General features: G+C 69.9%; 13 protein-coding genes and 1 riboswitch. Of the genes, 5 read left to right on the top strand and 8 right to left on the bottom strand.

Going from position 1 to position 11,173, the window contains the following annotated elements:
• Positions 1 to 41 precede the first annotated feature (41 nt).
• Complete coding sequence (locus R4I43_RS10620; RefSeq protein ID WP_324265404.1) at positions 42 to 557, top strand: DUF3145 domain-containing protein; 516 nt, start codon at positions 42 to 44, stop codon at positions 555 to 557.
• Positions 558 to 606: 49 nt separating this feature from the next.
• Complete coding sequence (locus R4I43_RS10615; RefSeq protein WP_324265403.1) at positions 607 to 1,182, top strand: hypothetical protein; 576 nt, start codon at positions 607 to 609, stop codon at positions 1,180 to 1,182.
• A 79-nt stretch (positions 1,183 to 1,261) separates the two neighbouring features.
• Here the strand turns inward: R4I43_RS10615 and R4I43_RS10610 are convergent, their stop codons facing one another.
• The 5 genes from R4I43_RS10610 to R4I43_RS10590 all read right to left on the bottom strand — a co-directional run bounded on the left by R4I43_RS10610 (position 1,262) and on the right by R4I43_RS10590 (position 6,146).
• Positions 1,262 to 2,506, bottom strand: coding sequence for a beta-ketoacyl-[acyl-carrier-protein] synthase family protein (locus R4I43_RS10610; protein ID WP_324265402.1), 1,245 nt, complete (start codon positions 2,504 to 2,506; stop codon positions 1,262 to 1,264).
• Positions 2,503 to 2,742 carry an acyl carrier protein gene (locus R4I43_RS10605; protein ID WP_125088745.1) on the bottom strand — a complete coding sequence of 80 codons (240 nt, stop codon included), beginning with the start codon at positions 2,740 to 2,742 and terminating at the stop codon, positions 2,503 to 2,505. Before R4I43_RS10605 ends, R4I43_RS10610 begins: the two co-directional genes overlap by 4 nt.
• A gap of 75 nt (positions 2,743 to 2,817) precedes the next feature.
• Positions 2,818 to 3,798, bottom strand: a complete 981-nt coding sequence (locus R4I43_RS10600) for a beta-ketoacyl-ACP synthase III (RefSeq protein WP_324265401.1) — start codon at positions 3,796 to 3,798, stop codon at positions 2,818 to 2,820.
• Positions 3,795 to 4,715 carry an ACP S-malonyltransferase gene (locus R4I43_RS10595; RefSeq protein ID WP_324265400.1) on the bottom strand — a complete coding sequence of 307 codons (921 nt, stop codon included), beginning with the start codon at positions 4,713 to 4,715 and terminating at the stop codon, positions 3,795 to 3,797. The genes R4I43_RS10600 and R4I43_RS10595 overlap by 4 nt, the downstream gene beginning before the upstream one ends.
• Before the next feature lie 216 nt (positions 4,716 to 4,931).
• The gene (locus tag R4I43_RS10590; RefSeq protein ID WP_324265399.1) at positions 4,932 to 6,146 is read right to left on the bottom strand and encodes a PucR family transcriptional regulator; all 1,215 of its coding nucleotides are present in this window, start codon (positions 6,144 to 6,146) and stop codon (positions 4,932 to 4,934) included.
• Between the two features lie 243 nt (positions 6,147 to 6,389).
• Here R4I43_RS10590 and R4I43_RS10585 point away from each other — a divergent pair, with 243 nt between their 5' ends.
• Together R4I43_RS10585 and R4I43_RS10580 are read left to right on the top strand one after the other, a co-directional pair.
• The gene (locus R4I43_RS10585) at positions 6,390 to 7,121 is read left to right on the top strand and encodes a mechanosensitive ion channel family protein (RefSeq protein ID WP_324265398.1); all 732 of its coding nucleotides are present in this window, start codon (positions 6,390 to 6,392) and stop codon (positions 7,119 to 7,121) included.
• A gap of 125 nt (positions 7,122 to 7,246) precedes the next feature.
• The gene (locus tag R4I43_RS10580; protein WP_324265397.1) at positions 7,247 to 8,107 is read left to right on the top strand and encodes a peptidoglycan recognition protein family protein; all 861 of its coding nucleotides are present in this window, start codon (positions 7,247 to 7,249) and stop codon (positions 8,105 to 8,107) included.
• Here R4I43_RS10580 and R4I43_RS10575 read toward each other — a convergent pair.
• Positions 8,104 to 8,331 carry a DUF3263 domain-containing protein gene (locus tag R4I43_RS10575; RefSeq protein WP_093420858.1) on the bottom strand — a complete coding sequence of 76 codons (228 nt, stop codon included), beginning with the start codon at positions 8,329 to 8,331 and terminating at the stop codon, positions 8,104 to 8,106. The two genes, R4I43_RS10580 and R4I43_RS10575, sit on opposite strands and share 4 nt — an antisense overlap.
• 162 nt (positions 8,332 to 8,493) lie before the next feature.
• Positions 8,494 to 8,621, top strand: a riboswitch (FMN riboswitch).
• A 98-nt stretch (positions 8,622 to 8,719) separates the two neighbouring features.
• Between R4I43_RS10575 and R4I43_RS10570 the strand changes: the two genes are divergently transcribed.
• Entirely contained in the window at positions 8,720 to 9,364 is a 645-nt protein-coding gene (locus R4I43_RS10570) for a nicotinamide mononucleotide transporter family protein (protein WP_324265396.1), read from the top strand.
• Here the strand turns inward: R4I43_RS10570 and R4I43_RS10565 are convergent.
• Both R4I43_RS10565 and R4I43_RS10560 read right to left on the bottom strand, forming a co-directional pair.
• A complete protein-coding gene (locus tag R4I43_RS10565) occupies positions 9,351 to 10,016 on the bottom strand; it encodes a hypothetical protein (RefSeq protein ID WP_324265395.1) in 666 nt (221 codons plus the stop codon). The two genes, R4I43_RS10570 and R4I43_RS10565, sit on opposite strands and share 14 nt — an antisense overlap.
• A 94-nt stretch (positions 10,017 to 10,110) precedes the next feature.
• Positions 10,111 to 11,160: an isocitrate/isopropylmalate dehydrogenase family protein gene (locus tag R4I43_RS10560; protein ID WP_324265394.1), complete on the bottom strand. Its 1,050-nt coding sequence runs from the start codon at positions 11,158 to 11,160 to the stop codon at positions 10,111 to 10,113.
• Between the last annotated feature and the right edge of the window lie 13 nt (positions 11,161 to 11,173).

Here is an 11,173-nt window from a genome sequence, read left to right as displayed (position 1 = left end):
CGTAGGGGAAGACGTCCCTCGTCGAATAGCGGAGGTCAGCAGTGAGCACCCGTGGCAGCGACAGTGGCCTCACCTGCGGTGTGGTCTACATCCACTCGTCGCCGTCTGCGGTCTGCCCGCACGTCGAGTGGGCGATTTCCGGCGCACTCGGCACACGGACGGAACTCCGCTGGACGGCGCAACCGGCAGCCCCAGGGCAACTCCGAGCGGAGTGCACCTGGACAGGCGAGCCGGGTACCGGAGCACGCCTGGTGACCGCGCTGCGCGCGTGGCCCATGTTGCGCTTCGAGATCACCGAGGACCCCAGTCACGGGGTCGACGGGCAGCGGTACTGCCACGCGCCCGGACTCGGCCTGTGGCGCGCCTGCACCAGCGCCAATGGTGACATCGTCGTGAGCGAAGATCAACTCCGCACGCTGGCGGCGAACGCCAAGGGCTCGGAGGCCTTCTCGCACCGCGTCGAGCAGCTGCTCGGCGCCGCGTGGGACGACGCCCTCGAACCGTTCCGCCGCGCGGGCGACGGCGCACCGGTCACCGTGCTGCACCGCGTCGGCTGATTTCGGGGAAGCGCGCACCCGGCTGATCGGGTTGTGCGAAGCTGAGCCCGTGCGCTCTTGGCTGAAGTGGGGGATTCCGCTCGCCGTCGTCGTGCTGCTCGCGGCGGGTGTCGGCGGAGTCGTGCTGGCCCGGCAGGTCTACGACCAGGAGTCCGGCGAGCGGCCTCTCGGCGTCATGGCCGTCCCCTCAGACCAGAAGGTCGTGGTGTCGCGCTCCGGGGTGGAGTACTCGCCGGACGCCGCCGCCTACCCGGACCAGCGGATCATCGAAGGCCTGCTGGACAACTACTTCGACGGCATCAACCGCCAGAACTACGAGCTGTGGAAGTCCACGGTCCCGCCGAGCAAGTGGCGCGAACTGCCGGCGAACAAGTGGTACGAGGCGTACGACTCCACCCGGGACCACGAGATGAAGGTGCACCGCATCGACCCGGGCCAGGACCGCTCCGCGCTGGTCATGCTCAGCTTCAAGAGCGAGCAGGACATCGAGGACGCACCGCCGCAGGTCAAAGCCCGCTGCGTGCTGTGGAACGTCGTCTACCCGGTGGTCGTCGACGAGAACGGCAACGCGGTCCTGGACATCAGCAAGCTCCCGAACAGCGCGATCGCCGTGCCCTGCACGTGAACCGCGGGCTGCTGCTCAGCTAGCGCCGGCTCGGCAGGGCTTCGCGGGGACGAGCTCGCGCCCGTCCCCGCGGCCGCTGTCATGCCCTGGCGAAGGCGAGGGCCACGTTGTGGCCGCCGAAGCCGAAGGCGTTGTTGATGGCGGCGGTCTGCTCGACGTGACGCGGCTTGTCGGCCACCACGTCCAGCTCCACCTTGGGGTCGAGGTTCTCGAGGTTCTGCGTCGCCGGGATGACGCCGTGGTGCAGCGAGAGGATCGTGACGATGCTCTCGACCGCACCGGCCCCGCCGACCAGGTGCCCGAGCGAACCCTTCGGCGCGGTCACGACCGCACCGTCCCCGAGGGCCTTGCGCACCGAGTTCGCCTCGCCCACGTCACCGACCACGGTCGAGGTGGCGTGCGCGTTGACGTGCCCGATGTCGGAGGCCTGCAGGTTGGCGGCCGCCAGCGCCTTGCGCATCGCGGCGACCTGCCCGAGGCCGTCCGGGTGGCTACCGGTGATGTGGTAGGCGTCGGAGGTGATGCCGGATCCGGCCAGACGGCCGTAGATCCGGGCACCGCGCGCCTTGGCGTGCTCGGCGCTCTCCAGGATCACCACACCGGCGCCCTCGCCCATCACGAACCCGTCGCGGTCCACGTCGAACGGGCGGGAGGCGCGCTCCGGCTCGTCGTTGCGGGTGCTCAGGGTCCGGGCCTGGGCGAAACCGGCGATCGTGACCGGGTGGATGCAGGACTCCGCACCGCCGGCCACCACCACGTCGGCGTGCCCGTACTGGATCATCTCGGCGGCCTTGGCCAGGCCCTCGGCACCGGACGCGCACGCCGACGCAGGCGAGTGCACACCGGCGCGGGCGCGCAGCTCCAGGCTGATCATGGCGGCCGGGCCGTTGGGCATCAGCATCGGCACGGTCAGCGGTGAAACCTTGCGCAGGCCACCCGCTTCCAGCTGGTCGTCCTGCTGCAGCAGGGTCAGCGGGCCGCCGATGCCGGTGCCCAGCGCAACGCCGAGCCGATCCGGGTCCACCGGTTCGGACTCGTCGGTGGGCATGTCGAAGCCGGCATCAGCCCACGCCTCGCGGGCCGCGATGACCGCGATGGCCTCGCAGCGGTCCATCCGGCGCAGCTGCACGCGGGGCAGCACCTCGCTCGGGTCGACCGCCAGCGGCGCGCCGATCTTGGCGGGCAGCTCGTAGGTGTCGAGCCATTCGGCCTCCAGGCGGCGGATGCCGCTGGCACCGTTGAGCAGACCGTCCCAAGTGGACGCGACGTCACCGCCGAGCGGTGTCGTCGCGCCCAGCCCGGTGATGACGACTTCGGTGGTCATGCGTTGTTGGTGATGTAGTCGACCGCATCACCGACGGTCTTGAGGTTGGCCAGCTGGTCGTCCGGGATCTTGACGCCGAACTTGTCCTCGGCCTGCACGGCGATCTCCACCATGGACAGCGAGTCGATGTCCAGGTCGTCGACGAAGGACTTGTCGGTGGTCACGTCGGCTGCGTCGACACCCGCGACCTCCTCGACGATGGCGGCGAGACCCTTGGTGATTTCTTCGTTCGACACTGGTTTTCCCTTCCTGGTTCTTACGTCCCTACCGCCGGGCCTGCGGCCTGCGGTGGCTCTTCACTGGCAGAACGATCAAGGGCAGACGGCGACCTGGGCGGCGTAGGACAGCCCGGCTCCGAAGCCCACGAGAAGCATCACGGCGCCGCTGGGGATCTCCCCGGCCGCCCGCATGTGGTCGATCGACAGCGGGATCGAGGCCGACGACGTGTTGCCGGAGTAGACGATGTCACGCGCGACGACCAGGTCGTCGCGGGCACCCTTGCTCTGCAGCTTCTTGCCGATGGCCTCGACGATCCGCAGGTTCGCCTGGTGCGGCACCAGGACGTCGATGTCGGAGAGCTCCAGCCCGGCGGCTTCGACGGCCTCGATGGCCACCGGCGCGATCTGGGTGGTCGCCCACCGGAAGACCGACTGGCCCTCCTGGTAGATGTACTTGTTGTCGCGCAGGTAGATGGTGTCCACCAGGTCGCCCGCGCTGCCCAGCACGCCCGGTCCGAGCTGCGGCTCGTCGGACGCGCCGACCACGGTGGCGCCCGCGCCGTCGGCGAAGATGATGCAGTTGGCGCGGTCCTCCCAGTCGAGCCACTCCTGGAACCGCTCCGAGCCGATGACCAGCACGTTGCGCGCGGAACCGGCCCGCACCGCGTCGGAGGCCTGCGCGACGGCGTAGACGAAACCGGCGCAGGCGGCGTTGAGGTCGTAGGCGCTCTGGGCCTTGATCCCGATCTGGTCGGCGACCTGCGCGGCGGCGTTGGGGATCCCGCCGGGCATCGTGCAGGTCGCGACGACCACCTGGTCCACGTCGGACGGGCTCAGCCCGGCGTCGGCGACGGCCTTGGCGCCGGCCTCGACGGCCATGCTGACCACCGTCTGGTCCTCGTCGCCGAGGCGGCGGTGCACGATGCCGACGCGCTGCTGGATCCACTCGTCGTTGGTGTCGACGATCTTGGCCAGGTCGTGGTTGGTGACGACCCGGTTGCCCTGGGCGCTGCCGAAGCCCAGCAGCTTGGTGCCCGCGACTGCGGGCTTCGATGCGATGCGGGGCAGGCTCACGCGGCGCTCCCGAGCTGGTCGGCGACCTTGTCCAGGTCGGCAGGGGTCTTGAGGGCGATCGTCTGAACGCCCTTGAGGGCGCGGCGCACCATGCCGGTCAGCGCGCCCGCTGGCGGGAACTCCACGACGGCGTCCACCCCGCGCTCGCCCAGCGCGGTCATGCAGCTGTCCCAGCGAACCGGGCTGGTGACCTGGTTGACCAGGCGGCTCACGATGTCATCGGCGGAATTGACGACCGCACCGTCCGCATTGGACAGCAGCGGCAGCACCGCGTCGGTGGCGCTGACGTGCTCGGCGTGCTTGGCGAGGTTTTCCTGCGCAGGCGCCATGAACCGGGTGTGGAAGGCACCGGCGACCGGCAGCGGGCGTACCCGCGCGCCTTCCGGCGGTTCGGCGGCCAGCTGCTCCAGCGCGCCGTTCTTGCCCGCGGCGACGATCTGACCGGCACCGTTGCGGTTGGCCGGGTCCAGCCCGAGGCGCTCCAGCGTCTCCAGCACCGCCTGCTCGTCACCGCCGAGCACCGCGGCCATGCCGGTGGGCTCCAGCGCGCAGGCGGCGGCCATCTCCCGGCCGCGCACGGCGGCCAGCGCCACGGCGTCGTCGGCGTCGAGCGCTCCGGCCACGGCCGCTGCGGCGAGCTCACCCACGGAGTGGCCCGCGACGGGGGTGTCGGCGGGCACCTCGAAGCGGCGGCGCAGCTCCTCTGCCGCGATCAGCGACAGCGCCACGACCAGCGGCTGGGTCACGGAGGTGTCCTTGATCTCGTCGGCCTCCGCAGTGGTGCCGAGTCTGATCAGGTCCAGGCCGGTGAGCTCTGACCAGCGCCCGAGGTGGTCCTCGACGCCGTCGAGCTCCAGCCACGGGTTGAACATCCCTGGGGCCTGGGACCCCTGTCCGGGGGCGAGAAGCGCGATCACTCTTGCAACTGAACACCCGGTGACGGGATCGGGGTGATGCCGACGAGGACGAAGTCCGGACCGCAAAGTTGTGGAGTGTCTACAAGCGTCACCGGGCGCAACCGGACGCAACTGGGGAATCGTTGTCGGCCGTGTCCGGTCGGTGACCGTTCGGTGAACCGGAAGTCACCGAGCTCGCCCGGAGCGCGCCCTTCCGCTTCGTCCCCGGAGCCGGCATCACCACAGGCCACGGGCCTTGGCCAGCCGCCCGACCGCGAGCCCGACGCGCAGCACGTGCGCGTCGCGGGCGTTGGAGGGCGTGCGGCCGGTCAGCTCGGCGACGCGCCGGAGCCGGTAACGCACGGTGTTGGGGTGGACGTAGAGCTGGCGGGCGCAGTTCTCCAGCACGCCGCCGACCTCGAGGTAGGTGTCGACCGTCTCCATGAGCGCGCCGCCCGCGTCGACCAGCGGGAGCACGATGCGCTCGACGAGCTGCCGCTCGGCCTCGGGGTCGCCGGCCAGTGCGCGCTCCGGCAGCAGGTCGGCGGAGGGGACCGGGCGCGGCGCGGTCGGCCAGGCCACCACGGATCGCAGCGCCGACATCGCGTCGGCGGCGGAGCGGTGCGCGTCGGCCAGGCTCGGCATGCTCGGACCGGCCACCACCGGTCCTTCGCCGAACGCCTCGGTCAGGCCGAGGGCGATCTCGTGGTTGTCGCGGCCGTCGCCGACCCCGCCGAAGACCACCACCAGCCGCGTGCCCTGCACGCCCAGCAGCACCGGGCAGCCGAGCCGCGCGGCACGGCTGCGCACCTGGTAGACGACCGTCGGCGGGTCGTCGGAGGGGGCGTTGCCGACCAGCACGGTGGCTTCCGAGGCCGGGTCCCAGCCCAGCGCGGCGGCGCGGGACAGCAGTGACTCCTCGGCGTCGCCACGCACGATACCGTCCACGACCAGCGCTTCCAGCCGCGCGTCCCACGCGCCGCGCGCCTCGGCCGCGGCCGCGTAGGAGGTGGCGGCGGCGAAGGCGATCTCGCGGGTGTAGCGCAGGATCGCCTCCAGCAGCACGAACCGCTCGTGCTCCTTCTCGGCCAGCTCGGGCAGCTGCTGCTCGAAGACGTCGATGGCGACGCGGACCAGCTCCAGGGTCTGCCGCAGGCTGACCCAGCGGGACAGGTCGCGAGGTGCGTTGCGGAACGCCTCGGCGGTCAGTCGGATGGACTGGCTGGGGTCCTGCATCCAGGCGACGAAGTTGGAGACACCGGTCTGGGTCACCAGCTGGACGCTCGCCCGTTGGTCGGCAGGGAGCCGCTGGAACCAGGGGAGCCGCTGCTCCATCGCGGTGATGCTGGCCCCGGCGAGCCCCCCGGAGGCCCGCTCCAGCCGCCGCAGCGTCGCGGCGCAAACCTGATCTTGCGTACCGGTGTCCCGCTCACCAGCGTCTTCGGTACTCATGCGGACAGAATCGCACGCCTGAGATCAGCGCGGACGCGGGGAGCGGTGGAGGGCGAGCCGTCTCACTCGACTGACATTCGTATTCCCAGAGTTATCGGAGCGATCAAATATTCACGCGAACGAATTAAAAGATTCGTCCGTACGTGATGCCTGTCGGAGTTGCTGTCCACTTGTTGATCGAGAACGATTCCCCAGACGCGAATTCGCCCTTGATCTTTTTGGTTTCACCGAGGAGCAAGAAATATGGGAGCTCTCCAACAAGGATTGGCCGCCGCGTGGTCGGCCGTGGCCACCTTCGTGCCGAAACTCGTCGTTTTCCTGATCATCCTGCTGGTCGGCTGGCTGATCGCCAAGGCGGTCTCCAAGGCCGTCCAGATGGCGTTCAACAAGCTGGGATTCAACAAGCTGCTGGCGAAGTCCGGTCTGAACGAGATGACCTCGGGATCGGGAATCGACGTCGGCGGAATCCTGGTCAAGCTGATCTACTACTTCATCCTGCTGATCTTCCTGCAGCTGGCGCTGAGCGCGTTCGGGCCCAACGCGATCAAGGACCTCATCGACCAGGTCGTGCTGTTCCTGCCGCGCATCGTCGTCGCCGTCGTGCTGGTCCTGGTGGCCGCCGCCATCGGCCGCGCGGTCGGTGACCTGATCACCAGCGCGCTGGGCAACCGCCCGGTCGGCCCGCTGCTGGGCAAGATCGCCTTCGGTTTCATCCTGGCGCTGGGCATCATCGCCGCGCTGAACCAGATCGGCATCGCGGTCACCGTGACCACCCCGGTGCTGATCACGGTGCTGGCCGCGGCCGCGGGCGTGATCATCGTCGGTGTCGGCGGCGGTCTCATCCAGCCGATGCAGCAGCGCTGGACCCGCTGGCTGGACAACGCCGAGTCGCAGTTCTCCTCGCAGCGCGACGGCGCCCAGTCCGGTCAGGCCCAGCCCGGCCCGGGTCCGCAGGGGCACAGCGGCACGCTCTGAAGCAACGCTGAGAGATCGGGGCTCACCCAACGGGTGGGTCCCGATTTTTCATTCTCTTGGCCGTTCCAGGCGGGTGCCGGAACCCGGGACGATGGATCACGGGATCTCATTGGGGGTGATCACCGGTGGCCTTACCGCTCGTGTGGCTCGCCGACGTGCTGCGCTCGGCCGGACTGACTGTCGTGGAGACGCCCGGCTGGAAGGAGCGCACCGCCTCGGGCGAACAACCCGCCGCGGTCGGGGTGCTCGAACACCACACCGCCACTCCCGCCTCCTACGACAACCCCGCGCCCAGCGTGCAGCTGTGCATCGACGGCCGCGAGGACCTCGCCGGCCCGCTGTGCCACGCGGTGATCGGCTTCGACGGCGTGGTCCACGTGATCGCCGCCGGCCGCGCCAACCACGCCGGGGAGGCCAAGGCCTCCGGCCCGAACCCGGCTGGTGACGGCAACACCCTCTACGTCGGCTTCGAGTGGGACTACCAGGGCGTCGAGCAGGGGCCGAGCCCCGAGCAGCACGGCGCTGCGGTCACCGCGACCGTCGCGGTGCTGCGCCACCTGGGCCGGCCGCTGGAGGCCGCTCGCGGCCACAAGGAGACCAGCGTCACCGGCAAGATCGACCCGGGCCACGTCGACATGGACCGCTTCCGCGCCGACCTCGTGACCAAGGACCAGGAGGACGAGATGACCCCGGAACAGGACGCGATGCTGCGGCGCCTGGAGCACGAGCTGCTCGGGCCGCGCGGGCCCCAGGGCGAGATCCAGGGGTGGCAGACCGCGGTTGGTCCGCGCACGATCGTCGCGATGCTCGTCGACCTGGTCAACAGCATGGCGGCGGGCAACCAGCAGGCCGCACCGCAGCAGGGGCTGCGAGGCCCGGAGGCGATCAAGGCGGCCTTCGAGGCGATGCCCGCCGATCAGGCCGCGCCGCTGCTGGCGGAACTGGTCCGCATCCAGCAGCAGCGGCAACCCGCGCCGGGTGCCTAGACCGCGCGGCGCCGTTGGGCGCGCTGGTCGCGGCGGTTGAGCAGGCGCTTGACCAGTGCGGGCTGCTGGGCCAGCGCTTCGGGTTCGTCGAGCAGCCGGTTCAGCCGCTGGTAGTAGCGGTTCGGGGAGAAGCCGAACCGCTCCTGGATGACGCGCTCCTTGTTGCCCTGGTACTGCCAGTGCTCGAGTTCGAAGGCGAGGATGGCGCGGTCGGTGTCGTTCATCCGGCGTTACCCCCTCGTTCAGCTTCGGACGATCAAGTCTAGGCGATCGGGGTACGGGTGTTCGATCGGCCATCAGTGGTGTCGGCGAGTTGTGATTCGACCCACGTGTTGATCGCGGAACAGATCCACCGGCGCAGGATGTTGCCAAGTGCAGTACGAACTCGTGCGCTCCGGGGTCGGTGGAACTCCGAACCGGCGGTGAAAGTCCGCGAACCGGCACCACGTTGGTGCTGGCCGATCCGGTGGAACTCTGGGACCGACGGTCAAAGTCCGGATGAGAGGCGCGCACGGGCCACCGCGACGTGCGAAACCGGGCTGTTGACGCCGTGTTCCGCGGTCCTCGCGGTCGCCCGCGCACACCCCGGCGCACCCGGCGGGAGGAGCGGGCGTGCAAGCGGTGGCGGAATGGCTGCTCGGCAGCGGGATCACCGTGCTGGGCCAGAAGATCTCCTGGGCCGAACTCGTCGGCCAGCTCTGCGCGCTCGCGGTGGTTTTCCTCGCGCAACGGCGCTGGGTGGCGACGTGGCCGGTGCAGGTGTCGGCGACCGTGCTGCTGTTCGCCGTCTACGCCTCCGCCCACCTGGGCGGACTCGCGGTCCGGCAGGTGGTGATCCTGTTGATCTCGGTCTACGGCTGGTGGGCCTGGAACCGCCGCAGCGACCCCGTTTACGGCGTCGCGATCCGCAAGGCCACCGGGATCGAGCGGCTGGTGCTGGTCGCGGTCTTGGCGCTGGGCACGTCGGCGTTCGCGCTGCTGCTGAGCGCGCTGGACGCCTCGTGGGCGCCGTGGCCGGACGCGTGGATCTTCATCGGCACCGGTGTCGCCTTCTGGGCGCAGGGCCGCGGCCTGGTCGAGTTCTGGCTGGTCTGGCTCGCGGTGGACGCGGTCGGCGTCCCGCTGCAGATCGCCTCCGGCCTCCACTTCAGCGCGGCCATCTACCTGGTCTTCGCAGCCCTGGTCATCCACGGCTGGTGGTCCTGGACCCGAACAGCCCGAACCCAACGCGACCGCGCCGCGGTCACAAGCGGTTGAGCGGATCAGCCGGGACGGTCATGGGGCGCCTGGCCAGTACTTCCGGGATTGAGTCGTGAGCATCGATCCATGCTCGAGCCTGTGGGTTGATGGAGCTTGCGACGACGCGCATCGATCCATGCAGTTGTAGCAGCGGCAATCGGTGGAGCGGTTCCAGGTGCGCGATCCGATCGCGCAGCTGGTGCAGTCGCGCGACGTGCGATTCCAGATCTCGCCTTCGCCCACGCAAGTGCGGAAAGGCGCGGTGCAAGCACCAACGCCGGAGCGTCGGGTCATAACGAGAGGCGAGGAGGTACCGCCAGAACCCCATCGACAACTCGGCTACGACCTGCCCGGGCATTTCCGGCCGGCCGTTGCGAGTGGCCCGCGCAATGGCCGTGGCCACGTCGGTGCGTGCCCTGTCGGACAGGTTTCCAACCGCAGCTCTGTACCAGCAGACATCGCCGTACTTCTTCGCTGACCATTGCTCCAACGTGTAGTGGCAGGTGTTGCGGAGCAATACCTCCACGTGCGCGAGAGTGCGCCAGTACGCGGCAGCAACGTCTCCGTTCCAGACGTAGAGGGCTTCTGCCCGCTCCGGGACGTTGTTCGTCGCGGCGAAATAAGGGGCCATCCGCTCGTGTGAGAACCAGCCCGAAAGATCTGCAGGCACGAATCGGATCTATGGTGCTCGCGTAGGCCCCGGTAGCCTCTCCACCCGCTCGGGTGCGACGCCGCCGGGGCTATGTGCGTTCAGTGATCGAAAATCACGGTCGCAAGCGGTTGAGGACTGCTGTTGTCACGCCCTTGGTGCCGCAGGTGGGGGTGCCGTCGGGGTCGAGGCCGACGGCGCCGTCGGCGTAGGCGGCTTCGACGGCGCCGGTGATGCGCCGGGCCGTGTCGGCAGCTCCCACGTGGTCGAGCAGCATCGCGGCGGTGAGCAGCTGCGACGTCGGGTTCGCCTTGTCCTGCCCGGCGATCGACGGTGCGCTGCCGTGCACCGGTTCGAAGTAGGCGGTTCGCTCGCCGATGTTGCCCGACGGGCACGTGCCCAGCCCGCCCACGGTGGCCGCGCCGAGGTCGCTGAGCATGTCGCCGACGAAGTTCTCGGTGACCAGCACGTCGAAGTGCCCGGGGTCGGCGACCAGGTCGTGCGCGGCGGCGTCGGTGTAGCGGTGGTCGGCCTCGACGTCGGGGTACTCGGCGGCGATCTCGTCGAAGACGTCCCGGAAGAACGCGAAGCTGCGCAGCACGTTGCTCTTGTCCACGCAGGTCACCCGGCGCACGCCGTCCTTCGGCGCACCGGTGCGCGCCCTGGCGGTGTCGAAGGCGAACCGCACGATGCGCTCGACGCCGACCCGCGTCATCAGCAGCTGGTCGCTGGCCGCCCGTTCGTTGCGCACCCCGCTGCCGCGCGAGAGGTACAGGCCCTCGGTGTTCTCCCGGACGATCACGTAGTCGATCGGGGCCGCGGCGTCGCGGACTCCGGGCAGCAGCCGCACCGGGCGCACGTTGGCGTAGGTGTCGAGCCCGTTGCGCAGCACCCCGCCGAGCACGCCGGCCTCGGTCCCGTCGGGCTTGCGCACCTCGGGCAACCCGACCGGGCCCTTGAGGACGGCGTCGTACTCGCTCCGGAACCGCTCCAACGCCCCAGCGGCCAGCGGTTCCCCGGTCTCCAGGTACGTCTGGGCGCCGCCAGGTTCGCTGCCGAACTCCACGGCCAGCCCGTCCATCGACGCGGCGGCCGCCAGCACCTCCCGGGCGCTGCCCATCAGCTCAGGCCCGATCCCATCCCCATCGATGCACGCGATTCGCACACCCCCACTCCAC

It is taken from the genome of Saccharopolyspora mangrovi (assembly GCF_035320975.1).
Taxonomy (GTDB): Bacteria; Actinomycetota; Actinomycetes; order Mycobacteriales; family Pseudonocardiaceae; genus Saccharopolyspora; species Saccharopolyspora mangrovi.
This window is presented reverse-complemented; position numbering and strand designations above follow the sequence as displayed.

Excerpts from the sequence above, each read along its gene's own strand:
- R4I43_RS10610 (WP_324265402.1), bottom strand. The coding sequence starts at position 2,506 with ATGACCACCGAAGTCGTCATCACCGGGCTGGGCGCGACGACACCGCTC.
- R4I43_RS10575 (WP_093420858.1), bottom strand. The coding sequence starts at position 8,331 with ATGAACGACACCGACCGCGCCATCCTCGCCTTCGAACTCGAGCACTGG.
- R4I43_RS10585 (WP_324265398.1), top strand. The coding sequence starts at position 6,390 with ATGGGAGCTCTCCAACAAGGATTGGCCGCCGCGTGGTCGGCCGTGGCC.
- R4I43_RS10590 (WP_324265399.1), bottom strand. The coding sequence starts at position 6,146 with ATGAGTACCGAAGACGCTGGTGAGCGGGACACCGGTACGCAAGATCAG.